The organism is Aggregatibacter actinomycetemcomitans DSM 8324 (assembly GCF_000372365.1).
GTDB classification, from domain to species: Bacteria; Pseudomonadota; Gammaproteobacteria; order Enterobacterales; family Pasteurellaceae; genus Aggregatibacter; species Aggregatibacter actinomycetemcomitans.
Window position 1 is genome coordinate 59,261 of sequence record NZ_AQUU01000006.1, and the last position, 14,314, is coordinate 73,574.

Consider the following 14,314-nt stretch of genomic DNA (forward strand, 5'->3'; position numbering starts at 1 on the left):
TTATGATTTATTTTGGTATAAAATTTTATACATTATGAGTAGGCAACAAATAGAACGGAAACCAATTCATTGGATTGGCTCTAGCTTAGAGGATGTTAAGGCGTTTCCGGATAATATAAAACGGGAATTAGGTTTCGATCTTGACCTCGTACAACAGGGGTTATCGCCTCGGGATTTTAAGGCAATGCAGAACCTGGGTTCCGGTGTAATGGAAATTCGAGTGAGGGATATTTCAGGGGCATATCGTTTGGTTTACATTGCCAAATTAAAGAAAGCGATTTATTGTTTGCATGCCTTTCAAAAGAAAACACAAAAAACATCTTCACAAGATCTTGCCGTAATTAAAGCGCGTTATGCTGCGTTAAAGGAGTTAGACGATGAATAATATTGATACAAAAATTCGCCACACAACAAAAGGCGATGGTAATGTGTTTGCTGATTTAGGTTTTTCTCAACAGGAAGCGGAGAGATTAAAATCGGCAAGTCAGCAATTAATTGAGAACAAACTTCTTTTACTTAATGTGATGAGTGATTGGATTGCCGATAATAACCTTAAACAAGCGGAAGCAGCTGCCATTTTGGGAGTGAGTCGTCCGCGAGTTTCCGATATGGTGAACAAAAAATTAGAGAAATTTACGTTGGATACCTTGGTGTCTTTTGTTGCTAAAACAGGACGAATGGTGCAGCTACAGCTGGTATAAAGCGTTTTACGTAAGAAAAAGTGCGGTTAAAATCCATTGTGTTTTTTAACCGCACTTTTTTATTAGTTGGAATAAATCAATTCCGGGGATTGGTTGTCGTTGATGACGTTTTCGTTGACCACGACTTTTTTCAAGCCTTCCAAGGATGGCAAGTCGTACATGGTGTCAAGCAAGACGCCTTCGATGATGGAACGTAAGCCGCGGGCGCCGGTTTTGCGGGCAAGGGCTTTTTTCGCCATTGCGGTTAGGGCTTCGTTGGTGAATTCCAATGCCACCTCTTCTAAACCGAACAATGCCTGATATTGCTTGCACAGGGCATTTTTCGGTTCGGTGAGAATACGTACCAAGGCTTCTTCGTCCAATTCGCTTAATGGCGCCACCACCGGCAAACGTCCGATAAATTCCGGGATTAAGCCGTATTTCATTAAATCGTCCGGTTCCACCTGTTTGAATAAGTCGGTCAGTGTCGCTTTGTCTTTTTCGCTCTTGATTTCGGCGCCGAAACCGATGGCGGTGGCGACGCTGGTGCGTTTTTCGATGACTTTATCCAAGCCCGCAAACGCACCGCCGCAAATGAATAGGATTTTGGAGGTGTCGATGCGTAACATTTCCTGTTGCGGGTGTTTGCGTCCGCCTTGTGGCGGAATGGAGGCGATGGTGCCTTCGATGAGTTTTAATAAGGCTTGTTGTACGCCTTCGCCGGAGACATCACGGGTAATGGACGGATTTTCCGATTTGCGGGTGATTTTGTCGATTTCGTCGATGTAGATAATGCCTTGTTCCGCGCGTTCAATGTCGTAATCGCAGTTTTGTAGCAATTTCTGCAACACGTTTTCCACGTCTTCACCTACATAACCGGCTTCCGTTAAGGTAGTGGCGTCCGCCATGGCGAAAGGCACGTTCAACATACGCGCCATGGTTTCTGCCAATAAGGTTTTGCCGCTACCGGTCGGGCCGATAAGCAAAATGTTGCTTTTACCGAGTTCCACATCGTTCGTCTGATGTTTGGTGCGTAGGCGTTTGTAGTGGTTATACACCGCCACCGCCAGCACTTTTTGGGCATAATCCTGACCGATGACATAATCGTCCAAATGGGCTCGGATTTGGTGGGGCGTCGGTAATTCCTGTTGCTCTTTTGCGCTTTCAGCTTCCGCTTCTTCGCCATGTTCTTCGTTGAGCAGCATATCGTGGCACAGTTCGATACATTCGTTACAAATGTAACCGGAAGTGCCGGCGATAAGTTTATTCACTTCGTCTTGTTCTTTGCCGCAGAAAGAACAGTGTAATTCTTGATCTTTTGCCATTTTTGTCTCTTAGCGTTTGCTGAACACTTCGTCAATTAAGCCGTAATTTTTGGCTTCCTGCGCCGACATAAAATTGTCGCGGTCGGTATCTTTTTCGATGGTTTCAATGGGTTGTCCGGTGTGGAACGCCAGGCGTTCGTTAAGAGTGCTTTTGATTTTCAGAATTTCTTGCGCGTGAATCTGAATATCCGATGCCTGACCACGGAAACCGCCGAGTGGTTGATGAATCATCACGCGGGCATGCGGTAATGCGCCGCGTTTGCCCGCTGCGCCGCCGGCTAATAAAAATGCACCCATGGAACAGGCTTGACCGATACACAGGGTGCGAACATCCGGTTTAATAAATTGCATGGTGTCGTAAATCGCCATGCCGGCAGTGACGGAGCCGCCCGGGGAGTTGATGTATAGGTTGATGTCTTTATCGGGATCTTCCGATTCTAAGAAAAGCAGTTGCGCCACAATCAGGTTTGCCATGTTGTCTTCCACTTCGCCGCTGAGAAAAATCACGCGGTCTTTCAGCAGGCGGGAATAAATGTCATAGGCGCGTTCACCGCGGGAGGTTTGGTCAACGACCATAGGAATTAGACTCATATGCTCCTCAATTTCGTCATAATGGGGTGAAAAGTGCGGTCAGAAAAAACGGTGTTTTTGGTGCCGGGTAAGCCGACGATGCCGCAGAGGCGAATTCACTTCGCAAAAAACGGCGGCTATTTTACCTGAAAAATTGCCTTTGCTGAATTGCTATTCCGCGAAAAATCAAAAGTGCCGACATTCGTTCGGAAAAATGACCGCACTTTTGAGCGCGACAAATGAATCTTTTCTGTTGCTAAGGCTATTTTTTCGCCGGATCTTCCTTCAGCGAGTTGTAATCCACCAGCGCCCGCCAGTTAAACACTTTAATCGGTTGCGGTTTCGGATTGAAAAAATCGTCCTGGCTCAAATGGGTTTCTTTGATGCCGAGCCATTGGGCAAAGCCGTTAATAAAATTAAAGGCGCTTTGCGGGTTTTTAATGACGGTTCTTTTGGTATCGTCGCTGGAAAAACGAATAAAGGGCACGGCATAACTTTGTTTGTATTCTTTATTGTTTAACATGGACAGATTTTTGCCTTCGCCCAAATGCGCCAAGCCGTGATCGGAAAAATAAATCACCGAATAACTTTGATTTTGCGCTTTCAGAATCTGATTAATTTCCGACAATAAGGTATCCGTTTGTTTTAAGGTATCCAAATAACAGGACATTTCACGGCTGACTAAATGGAATTTCGGTTCTTCGCCATTTAAGTGGGCGCAAAATGTCGGGTGGGAGCCGATTAAATGCAACACGATTAATTTGGTTTGATCTTTGTCTTTATTTAATAGCTGTTTTAATGGTTCCAATAATGCCGTGTCCGGCGTATTGCCCGAATCGTAGCCGCCTTTTTTGGTGAAAAAGGATTCGTCCGCTTGAATGCCGATGCGCGATGCCATGGTGTCCCATTCGCCCACTTTGCCTTGGTTGGACAGCCAGTAGGTTTTGTAGTGCGCCAATTTGGCGAGGGAGATGATGTTGTCGGTGTAAACCGTTTCTTCATTATTGTTGGTGGAACGATAAAGAGTGCGTTGTAAAGAAGGCTGAGTGTTCGGGCCCGCCGCCACATACAGATTAAAAATCAAGCCGTTCACTTGCTCTAAAAACGGCGTGGTTTTTTGCGGATAACCGTATAACGAGGTGTAATCCCGTCGCATACTCTCCCCGATAATTAACACGTAATTTTGGTATTTCGGTTCGACGTAAACAATATCCCATTCCGGGGTTTTGGTTAGGGCGTCATTTAATAAATCGCGTTGGGTTAAATACGTGTTGTTCACCTTCACCGCGTTGGAAATAAAACTGACCGGGTAAAAATCCGACGCTTTAATAAATTCGGCGGTGGTAAAGGGTTGTGTTTTATCCGTGTGGTTGATGAGTTTGTTGACGGGAGTATATAAACTCAGAACAACGGCGGCTAAATAAAGGCAATAGTAAGCCGGTTGATATTTTTTATTGCTATGGATATGGCGATTAATCACCAATAATGCGATGAATAAAACGACATAAAGTGCGGTGAAAAAATAAATTGAAATGGGCATGGCGCGAAAAAAGCCCAAAGTTTCGCTGAAATTCGTTTCATAAACGGAGGCAATCACGCCGATGGAGACCAGCCCGTATAATATGCCTGACGGCACATAGCCGAAGGAAATGGCAAAAATAAAAACAAAAGCGACCAGAAATAAGCGGTTGCTGTGCTTTTTGAACGTGAAAAGCAGGATGCCCAAGCCCAAAATGCTCAGAATGTGATTGGCATAATTATCTAAAATGCCGAGGGCAATATGTGACAGAAAGGCGAATAACAGTAACAATAGAAAGAAGGATATATCATTGTAAAGAAAAGAGAATTTTTTTGATTGAAACATTGTTATTACCGTCATGTGTTTTTCATTAAGGCAAAATTTTAGTCTCTTTGTTACTTAAATTGAAGTATTTTCATAGCAATACATGAGGTTATCACCGTTCCTTATGAGAATTACGATTTTTTATTTGCATTTAGAGGCATTAATTTTAATAATGTGGTTGTTTTTTGAAAAATGTATTCCGACTGTAGCAATAAGTAAATTTGTTTTTCAACTCGGATTAAAGGAAGTTTTATGAAAATTCAGCAGGTTATAAAAGAGAATCGCTTGGAATTGTTGTTTCAGCAGGGTTCTTTCGGTATTGAAAAAGAAAGCCAACGCGTGCATGCGGACGGTTCCGTTGTGGTAAGCGCACACCCGAAATGTTTTGGCAGCCGTTCTTACCACCCTTATATCCAAACGGATTTCGCCGAAAGCCAGCTTGAATTAATTACCCCGCCGAATAAAAAAATTGAAGACACTTTACGTTGGTTATCCGCCATTCATGAAGTAGTGTTGCGCACCATGCTGCAAGATGAATACGTGTTTCCGTTAAGTATGCCGGCAGGGTTGCCGCCGGAAGATCAAATCAAAGTAGCGCAATTGGAGAATCCGGCAGATGTGGCATATCGTGAGCATTTGGTGCAATCCTACGGCAAAAGCAAACAAATGGTGAGCGGTGTTCACTATAATTTCCAACTGGATCCCGCTCTAATCCGGCAGCTTTTTAACGGGCAAAATGAATACCAAAGTGCGGTGGATTTTCAGAATGATTTGTATCTGAAAGTTGCCCGAAATTTCCTGCGTTATCAATGGATTCTCGTTTATTTACTGGCGGCGACGCCGACCGTTGACGCTAATTATTTCCGCGGCGGCACGCCATTAAAACCGGGACAATATGTGCGTAGTCTGCGTTCCAGCCAATATGGCTATGTGAATGATCCGAGAGTCAAAATTTCTTACGACAGCTTGAAGGATTATGTCAATACTTTGGAACACGCAGTGAATAGCGGTCAATTAATCGCGGAAAAAGAGTTTTATTCCAATGTCCGTTTACGTGGCGCGAAGCACGCCCGCGAGCTGCTGCAAAACGGCATTCAGTATTTGGAATTTCGCCTGTTCGATTTGAATCCGTTCGAGCCTTATGGTATTGCGCTAAACGATGCGAAATTCGTTCACTATTTTATTTTGCTTATGGCGTGGTTGGACGAAGAATCCACCGAAAGTGCGGTGGATTTAGGCAAAGAAAAATTAGCGCAGGTGGCGTGGGAAAATCCGTTGTCGCCGACCGCCTTTCAATCGGAAGGAGAGCGTGTGTTGCAGCAATTGCTAGCCATGTTGACGGAAATTCATGCCGGCGCGGAAATCGCGACGATCGTAAAAGAGAAATTGGCACAATTTGCGGATCCGACACTTACTCTTGGCGCGCGTTTGGTTAATGCTATTGAGCAACATGGCGGTTATCAAAAATTGGGTGCGGAACTGGCGATTCGTTACAAACAGCAGGCATTTGAGCGTTTTTACGCTTTGTCCGCTTTTGATAATATGGAGCTTTCCACTCAAGCTCTGATGTTCGATGCGATTCAAAAAGGGCTGAAAATTGAAATTCTGGATGAGCGGGATCAATTCCTCAGCCTGCAATTCGGCGATCATTTGGAATATGTGAAAAACGGCAACATGACTTCCCACGACAGCTACATTTCGCCACTGATCATGGAAAATAAAGTGGTGACCAAAAAAGTGTTGGCGAAAGCCGGGTTTAACGTGCCGCAAAGTGTAGAATTCACCAGTGTGGAACAGGCGGTTGCCAATTACGCCTTATTTGCCGGTCGTGCCGTGGTGATTAAACCGAAATCCACCAATTACGGCTTAGGTATCAGCATTTTCCAACAAGGTGTACATGATCGGGAAGATTTTGCCAAAGCCATTGAAATCGCTTTTCGTGAAGATAAAGAAGTGATGGTGGAAGATTATTTAACCGGCACCGAATACCGTTTCTTTGTGCTGGGCGATGAAACCCTGGCGGTGTTATTGCGCGTGCCGGCGAATGTTATCGGCGACGGCGTGCATACGGTGGCGGAATTGGTGGCGCAGAAAAACGATCATCCGTTGCGTGGCGGCGGTAGCCGTACGCCGTTGAAGAAAATCGCTTTGGGCGATATTGAGCGGTTACAGTTGAAAGAACAGGGTTTGGCGGTGGACAGTGTGCCGGTAAAAGATCAGCTGGTGCAGTTACGCGCCAATTCCAATATCAGCACCGGCGGCGATTCCATCGATATGACAGATCAAATGCACCCAAGCTATAAGGAACTCGCGGTGGGCATTACCAAAGCCATGGGCGCGGCAGTGTGCGGCGTGGATTTAATTATTCCTGATTTAACCAAACCCGCCGAACCGAACTTACAATCCTGGGGTGTGATTGAAGCCAATTTCAACCCGATGATGATGATGCACATTTTCCCTTACGCCGGACAATCCCGCAGAGTGACACAAAACGTGTTGAAGATGTTATTTCCTGAGTTGAAGTAATTTTCTATTAACATAAAAATAAAGAGCGAATTCAGAGATTCGTCTTTGATTTTTTATTTTGCTAGTGCGCACAAAGGCGCTTTAGATTATAATCGTGCAAATTTTTGCGTCACTTTTATAGGATACATTTCAATGGTAATGGAAAAACTGCACGGAGCTTCAAATAACTGGGCTTCCAAGTTTCTTTTTGGTTTTATTACGGTCACTTTCGTTATTAGTTCTATGGCAGGCTATCTTTACTCCAGAATTGATAGTTCGGCAGCGAAAGTGAACGGCGAAGAAATTTCACAGCAAGCTTTTCAAAATCAATACAATATCGCCTCTCAAAATCTTAGCCCGCAAGAAGCGGATTCTCCGACTGTCGTTGCCAATTTAAAAAGACAGGTTCTATCTTCCCTGATTGATCAGGAATTACTGCGCCAATATGTTAAAGACCTCAAATTAGGCGTCAGCGATGAGCGTATTAAGCAGGAAATCGTCACCACACCGAGCTTCCAAAATAACGGCAAATTTGACAATGTGTTATATCAGCAGTTGTTGCAAAGCAACGGTATCAGCGCCGAAACCTATGCCGGTTATGTGCGCGAAGCCTTGCATTTGGAGCAATTGCAAAGCGGTTTAGGTATTACCGCGTTCACCGTGCCGGTGCAGCAGGAAGCCTTGACAAAACTTTTCTTTCAACGTCGTGATGTGCGTTTAGCAACACTGTCTTTAGCGGACGAAATTGCCAAACAAACGGTCAGTGCCGAAGAAATTCAAGCTTACTATGACGCCCATAAGGCAGATTTTACCCTGCCGGAATCGGTGAAAGTGCAATATCTTGATTTGTCCGGCGCCAATATGGAGAAAAACATCAATATTAGCAATGTGGAAATTGCGCAATATTATCAGGACAATAAATCCCAATTCATGACTCAAGGGCAACAACGTCTCGCGCATATTGAAGTGAAAACCGAGCAACAGGCACAGGATTTATATCAACAACTGCAAAACGGCGCGGACTTTGCCACTTTAGCGAAGAACCATTCCATTGACCCGATTAGTGCGGAAAAAGGCGGAGATTTAAGTTGGGTAAGTGCGGGTGAATTTCCGAAAGTTTTTGAAGACGCCGCGAATGCCTTGGATGTGGGTAAGTTCAGTCAGCCGGTTAAATTAGATAATAGCTACCACATTATTTTAGTGGAAGAGCGTAAAGATTCGGCGGTGTTGCCGTTGGAGCGCGTGAGGCCTCAAATTGTTGCGCAAATTCGTCAAAATTTAGTGAATAACCAGTTCTTTTCCGTTGAAAAACGCGTGGCAGAAAAAGCCTTTGAAGATTCTTCCTCTTTGAACGCGGCGGCGGAAGCCGGTGGCGTGAAAGTACAGGAAACGGGGTATTTCTCACGTAAAGATATTCCGGCAGCGTTAAATTACCCAAATGTAGTTTCGGCGATTTTTGATTCCGATATTTCTCAGGGCGGTAGCAATTCCGAACCGATGAGCATCGGCGATCAGCATTCGGTTGTTATTCGTGTGTTAGAGCATAAAGCGGAAAGCGTGAAAAGTTTAGACGAAGCGAAAAATGACATTACCGCCCGTCTTAAACGCCAAAAGGCGGAAGCGGTGGTGTTAGCCGAAGCCAACAAGTTAGTGCAGGAATTAACGGCGGGTAAAACCGTGGATAGCCTGAAATTCGGTGCGACACAAAGCTTGGTATTCGCAGAAAATAACGATCCGATGTTGTACAATGCCGTGTTTGCGATGCCGAAACCGACGGAAGGAAAAGCGGTTTACCAAGCAACCAAAGAAACAAAAGGCGACATTGTTGTGATTGCCTTAGATAAGGTTGTTGACGGCGCACTAAGCGAACAGGAGCAACAACAATTTGCCGTGCAACTGGCGCGTGCCGATCAGATTGCGTTGCAGAATAATCTGTTGAATGCGTTACGCGCCAAAGCCAAAATTGAAATAAACGATTCGGTGGTGAATCAGGAGCAATAATTGCACATAATGCCTATGACACATAGGCATTATTTTTGTCTGCAATACACTGTTCACTAAAAGTATTTTTATTTACAATTCCGCGAGTTAATTTTTCGCGTCTAACCATCCAGCAAAAAATAAGGAGACATACGATGAAATTAGTAGAAGTTAAACATCCGTTAGTAAAGCATAAACTAGGTTTAATGCGGGCCGCCGATATTGATACCAAGAAATTTCGTGAATTGGCGATGGAAGTGGGCAGCTTGTTGACCTATGAAGCCACCTCGGATTTAGAAACGGAAAAAGTGATTATTGATGGTTGGTGCGGTCCGGTAGAAATCGATCGTATTAAAGGCAAGAAAGTGACCGTGGTGCCGATTTTGCGTGCCGGTCTTGGCATGATGGACGGCGTGTTGGAGCACGTGCCGAGTGCGCGTATCAGCGTAGTGGGGATGTACCGTAATGAAGAAACGTTAGAGCCGGTGCCGTACTTTCAAAAACTTGCCAGTGATTTAGATGAACGCTTGGCAATCGTGGTGGATCCGATGTTGGCAACGGGCGGTTCCATGATTGCTACCATTGATTTACTTAAACAAAAAGGTTGCCAACATATTAAAGTATTGGTTTTGGTGGCGGCGCCGGAAGGGCTTGCCGCATTGGAAAAAGCCCATCCGGATGTTGAGTTATATACGGCTTCTATTGACGATCACTTAAATGAAAACGGCTACATCATTCCGGGTTTAGGTGACGCGGGCGACAAGATTTTCGGTACGAAATAAACCTGATTTTATACCGAATCAAAGACGGGTTTTTATCCGCCTCTTTCGCGGGCGAAAGAAAGTCAAAAACACTTGAAAAAACGACCGCACTTAAGTTAATTCAGACAGAGAGTTGAAACTTATATGACAACAGCAACACAATTAGACGCATCACAAGTGCGTCAAAGCGTCGGCAAGCAAGCGTTTGTCGGTTTACAAATGTTATTCGTCGCGTTTGGCGCATTGGTTTTAGTGCCTTTAATTACCGGTCTTGATGCCAATACGGCGTTGCTTACCGCCGGTATCGGAACCTTACTCTTCCAACTTTGCACCGGAAAACAGGTGCCGATTTTCCTGGCATCCTCCTTTGCCTTTATTGCACCGATTCAATATGGCGTCGCCACTTGGGGTATTCCTGCTACCATGGGCGGTTTGGCGTGCGCCGGTTTGGTTTATGTGGCGTTAAGCGCACTGGTGAAACTGCGCGGCGTGGCGGCGTTGGAGCGCATTTTCCCGCCGGTGGTGGTCGGTCCGGTGATTATTATCATCGGTATGGGCTTGGCGCCTGTCGCTGTGGATATGGCGCTGGGTAAAAACAGCGACTATCAATATAACGATGCGGTGCTGGTTTCCATGGTGACCCTGATTACCACCTTGTGCGTCGCGGTATTTTCTAAGGGTTTGATGAAATTAATCCCGATTATGTTCGGTATCGCCGTGGGCTATATTTTATGCCTGTTCATGGGTTTAATTAAATTCCAACCTGTATTGGACGCGCCTTGGTTCAGTATGCCGAATCTTACGGCACCGGAGTTTAAACTGGAGGCGATTTTATATTTACTGCCGATTGCTATCGCGCCTGCGGTTGAACATGTGGGCGGGATTATGGCAATCAGTTCGGTAACGGGTAAAGATTTCATCAAAAAACCAGGATTACATCGTACATTACTGGGCGACGGTATCGCCACCGGTGCTGCGTCATTATTAGGTGGACCGCCGAATACCACTTATGCGGAAGTGACCGGCGCGGTGATGCTGACTCGCAATTTTAACCCGAATATCATGACCTGGGCGGCGGTTTGGGCGATTGGTATTTCTTTCTGTGGCAAAGTGGGTGCCTTTTTATCCACCATTCCGACCATCGTGATGGGTGGCATCATGATGTTGGTGTTCGGCTCCATTGCGGTAGTAGGCATGAGTACCTTAATTCGCGCCAAAGTGGATGTTACCGAAGCGCGTAATTTGTGTATCATTGCGGTGGTAATGACCTTCGGTATCGGCAATATGTTCGTTGATGTGGGTGGTGTTTCTTTAAAAGGAATCAGCCTGTGCGCCGTGGTGGCGATTATCTTGAATCTGGTATTGCCAAAAGCGAAAAATGACACCCTTCAGGATTAAACGAAAATCCCATTGGCGGATATAAAAACGAGGATAAAAATATCCGCCAATGGCTTTCTAAATGAAAAAATTTCGTTTATTCTTACCGCACTTTCCTTCAGCATTTTTCGGTATTTGATTTGAGCGAGCCACATTTTCAACTTCTTTTGCCTATTCATCAGCTTGATGATGATACGTTGGAAAATTTCCATGCGGAAAATAATCAGCTGTTGCTCAATTCCCTGCAAAAAAATTTCTCCCATCCTCAACAGCAATTTTTCTATATTTGGGGCAATCGAGGCAGCGGTAAAAGTCATTTGTTGAAAGCCATTTGCCATCATTATTTAACCCAACAACGCCCCGCACTTTATGTTCCGTTGAATAAGGCTCAGTATTTCTCCCCGGCGGTGTTGGAAAATCTTGAACGGCAGGACGTCGTGTGTTTGGATGATGTGCAGGAAGTGATAGGCAATGCCGAATGGGAACTGGCGATTTTTGATTTGATTAATCGCATTCGCGAAACCGGAAAAACCCTTTTATTAATGGGCGCCGATCAATCTCCGGCGAATTTGGCGGCGCGTCTGCCGGATCTCCATTCCCGTTTGACTTGGGGGGAGGTGTATCAATTAATGCCGCTGGACGACGCACAAAAAATTGCCGTGTTGCAAGAGAATGCGCACCAGCGCGGTATCGAATTGCCTGATGAAACGGCAAATTTCCTGTTTAAGCGTTTGGAGCGGGATATGAAAACCTTATTCGAAGCCTTAGAAAAACTGGATCAGGCTTCTTTGCAGGCGCAACGCAAACTAACCATTCCCTTCGTCAAAGAAATCCTGTCTTTATAACCAACCTATAACCATCTGCGGGTACGATGGCAATATTGTGTAAATTGCTCTCCAAAAATGTTCCGCAGGCTTTCTTCTTCCCGTTTAATCTGAAACTCGGTGATGTACCAAATGAATAATACAATGCCGAGAACGGCGGATAACGAACCTAAATAACACATCCAACCCAGCAAGATAAAAACTAAGCCTAAATACATGGGATTGCGGGTGAATTTATAAATTCCGGTCGTCACTAATTGTGAAGCGGTTTCTAATTGCAGCGGATTGACGGTGGTTTTTGCCAGCAAAAATTGCAGCACACTGCCTGCGCCGATGAAGCAACCTAAGGCACTGAAAATAATGACCAATCCCCAGGATGTCGGAAATTGCCAAACGGGTGGCAGCAATTTCATCAGTAACGCGCAAAAAACAAAAATGAGTGGCGGCGGAATGGGAATTTTCGGTTTATTTCTTGACATAGTAAGCCTTGGAGCGAGATAACAGAAAGGCTTGGAAACCAAGCCTTAAAAACTATAAATTATTTAACCGCACTTGAATGAGCTGTTGCTCCAACGCACCGGCATTTTCCTGTGCCTGTTGGTAGCTTTTCTTCGCGGCTTCTTTATCGCCTTTGGCTAATTGAATATCGCCTGCCAACAGGTTTTTTGCGCTGTTCCATGCCTGTTCTTTGACGGATTTAAGGCTTTCCAACGCGGGATCCAATTGCCCCAACTGGAATTGTACGGACGCCAAACGTAACGCACTGACGGAAGATAAAATATCATCGTTAGATTGCGCCATCGCTTGTTTCAGCGCATCTTCTGCCAATGGGAAGTCTTTGTTTTCCACTGCGATTTTAGCCTTATCCAGCAAGGCTAAGACGGCATAGCTGGTTTTTTCATTGTTTTTAATGAATTGATTAAATTGTTCCGCTTGTGCTTTCGGATCTTTTTGATAGTTAAACAATGCCTGTTCATATTCTGCAGAGGCTTTGTGCATTTTTTGTATTTGATGAGACTGCCAGTAATTCCAGCCGAATACGCCACCAAACGCAATAACAAAACAAACGATAATAAATTTGTAATTTTCATTCCACCAGGCTTTGATGGCAGTCAGTTCTTGTTCTTCTTCAATGGTATAAGCCATTTTTCTTTCCTTATTTAAACGTATTTTGAATATGAGTCGTAATGTCGCTTAATGCTACCACCACTTGTTCGCTATGTTGTAGCAATTCTTTCACAACCACTTGTTGATTTTTCACTTCATCTTCACCGATCACTAAAGCCAATTTTGCACCGCTTTTATCGGCACGTTTGAATTGTTTTTTGAAGTTTCCGCCGCTGCAATGCAATAGCGTGCGTAAGTGCGGTAATTCCGAGCGGAGTTTTTCCGCCAGGCTAAACGCCGCCACCGTGGTGCCTTCACCTGGATAAACAATGTAAATATCCACCGCACTTGGTAGCGTAATCTGTTTATTGACTTCCTGCACGAGCAACACTAAACGCTCTAAGCCCATAGCGAAACCGACACCGGAGGTGGCGTGTCCGCCAAGCTGTTCCACCAAGCCGTCATAACGACCGCCACCGCATACCGTGCCTTGCGCGCCCAACGCGGAAGTCACCCATTCAAACACGGTTTTATTGTAGTAGTCCAAACCGCGTACCAGTTTTTGATTGATTTCGTATGTGATGCCTAAATTATCCAACAAGGCGCATAATTGTGCAAAATGTTCGCGGGATTCTTCATCAAGGTAATCGTGTAATTTCGGCGCATCATTTAATACTTGTTGAACGCGCTGATCTTTGCTGTCTAAAATCCGTAACGGATTGGTGGTTAAACGGCGTTTACTGTCTTCATCTAAAATATCAAGATGATTTTGCAGGAAAGCCACCAACGCCTGGCGATAATTTTTACGTGCTTCCAAGGAGCCGATGGAATTAAGTTGAAGGGTAACATGGTCAAAAATACCTAAATCTTTCCACAAACGGGCGGTTAAAGCGATAATCTCTGCATCAATTTCCGGATTCGGAATGCCGAAAATTTCCACGCCGACCTGATGGAATTGACGATAACGCCCTTTTTGCGGGCGTTCGTAACGGAACATCGGTCCCATGTACCACAAACGCTGTTCCTGATTATATAACAAACCGTGCTCAATCCCGGCGCGCACGCAACCTGCCGTACCTTCCGGACGGAGCGTTAAACTTTCGTCGTCACGGTCGTTAAAGGTAAACATTTCTTTTTCTACTACATCGGTCACCTCACCGATAGCGCGGGCGAATAACGGCGTGCTTTCCACAATCGGCATCCGGATTTCGGCGTAACCATACGCCTGTAAAACCGACCGCACTTTATTTTCAACCCACTGCCACAAAGGGGTTTCCGTTGGTAAGCAATCGTTCATACCACGAATTGCCTGAATAGTTTTTGCCACAATAAATTCCTGTAA

At 45.0% G+C, this 14,314-nt stretch carries 13 protein-coding genes; 7 read left to right on the forward strand and 6 right to left on the reverse strand.

The genetic code is table 11. The annotated features are described in order from the left end of the window. Window positions 1-34: 34 nt before the first annotated feature. The gene (locus A3CS_RS0104580) at window positions 35-385 is read left to right on the forward strand and encodes a type II toxin-antitoxin system RelE/ParE family toxin (protein WP_005585570.1); all 351 of its coding nucleotides are present in this window, start codon (window positions 35-37) and stop codon (window positions 383-385) included. Continuing rightward, a complete protein-coding gene (locus tag A3CS_RS0104585) occupies window positions 378-701 on the forward strand; it encodes a helix-turn-helix domain-containing protein (RefSeq protein WP_005547493.1) in 324 nt (107 codons plus the stop codon). Before A3CS_RS0104580 ends, A3CS_RS0104585 begins: the two co-directional genes overlap by 8 nt. Before the next feature lie 62 nt (window positions 702-763). On the opposite strand, the gene clpX is transcribed toward A3CS_RS0104585, so the two are convergent. From clpX to A3CS_RS0104600, 3 genes are all read right to left on the reverse strand, one after another. Next, entirely contained in the window at window positions 764-2,005 is a 1,242-nt protein-coding gene (gene clpX, locus A3CS_RS0104590; protein WP_019518278.1) for an ATP-dependent protease ATP-binding subunit ClpX, read from the reverse strand. A gap of 9 nt (window positions 2,006-2,014) precedes the next feature. Further along, a complete protein-coding gene (gene clpP / locus A3CS_RS0104595; protein WP_005542551.1) occupies window positions 2,015-2,596 on the reverse strand; it encodes an ATP-dependent Clp endopeptidase proteolytic subunit ClpP in 582 nt (193 codons plus the stop codon). Between the two features lie 241 nt (window positions 2,597-2,837). Continuing rightward, window positions 2,838-4,439 (reverse strand): phosphoethanolamine transferase, encoded by a 1,602-nt coding sequence (locus tag A3CS_RS0104600; RefSeq protein WP_005588272.1) that lies wholly within the window; start codon window positions 4,437-4,439, stop codon window positions 2,838-2,840. A gap of 231 nt (window positions 4,440-4,670) precedes the next feature. Here A3CS_RS0104600 and gshAB point away from each other — a divergent pair, with 231 nt between their 5' ends. From gshAB to hda, 5 genes are all read left to right on the forward strand, one after another. After that, entirely contained in the window at window positions 4,671-6,944 is a 2,274-nt protein-coding gene (gene gshAB, locus A3CS_RS0104605) for a bifunctional glutamate--cysteine ligase GshA/glutathione synthetase GshB (protein ID WP_012821123.1), read from the forward strand. A gap of 132 nt (window positions 6,945-7,076) precedes the next feature. Then, window positions 7,077-8,924, forward strand: a complete 1,848-nt coding sequence (gene ppiD, locus A3CS_RS0104610; protein ID WP_005547484.1) for a peptidylprolyl isomerase — start codon at window positions 7,077-7,079, stop codon at window positions 8,922-8,924. A gap of 134 nt (window positions 8,925-9,058) precedes the next feature. Next, complete coding sequence (upp, locus tag A3CS_RS0104615) at window positions 9,059-9,685, forward strand: uracil phosphoribosyltransferase (protein WP_005539327.1); 627 nt, start codon at window positions 9,059-9,061, stop codon at window positions 9,683-9,685. 123 nt (window positions 9,686-9,808) lie between these two features. After that, on the forward strand, window positions 9,809-11,062 hold the full coding sequence (locus A3CS_RS0104620; protein ID WP_005547483.1) for a nucleobase:cation symporter-2 family protein: 1,254 nt from the start codon (window positions 9,809-9,811) through the stop codon (window positions 11,060-11,062). A gap of 119 nt (window positions 11,063-11,181) precedes the next feature. Further along, window positions 11,182-11,886 carry a DnaA regulatory inactivator Hda gene (hda, locus tag A3CS_RS0104630; protein WP_005539331.1) on the forward strand — a complete coding sequence of 235 codons (705 nt, stop codon included), beginning with the start codon at window positions 11,182-11,184 and terminating at the stop codon, window positions 11,884-11,886. 5 nt (window positions 11,887-11,891) lie between these two features. On the opposite strand, the gene A3CS_RS0104635 is transcribed toward hda, so the two are convergent. From A3CS_RS0104635 to hisS, 3 genes are read right to left on the reverse strand one after another with little or no spacing between them, the layout of a single operon-like run. Then, the gene (locus A3CS_RS0104635) at window positions 11,892-12,344 is read right to left on the reverse strand and encodes a methyltransferase family protein (protein ID WP_005539334.1); all 453 of its coding nucleotides are present in this window, start codon (window positions 12,342-12,344) and stop codon (window positions 11,892-11,894) included. Between the two features lie 52 nt (window positions 12,345-12,396). Continuing rightward, a complete protein-coding gene (locus tag A3CS_RS0104640; protein ID WP_005547476.1) occupies window positions 12,397-13,011 on the reverse strand; it encodes a YfgM family protein in 615 nt (204 codons plus the stop codon). Between the two features lie 10 nt (window positions 13,012-13,021). Beyond that, window positions 13,022-14,299 (reverse strand): histidine--tRNA ligase, encoded by a 1,278-nt coding sequence (hisS, locus tag A3CS_RS0104645; RefSeq protein ID WP_005547474.1) that lies wholly within the window; start codon window positions 14,297-14,299, stop codon window positions 13,022-13,024. Between the last annotated feature and the right edge of the window lie 15 nt (window positions 14,300-14,314).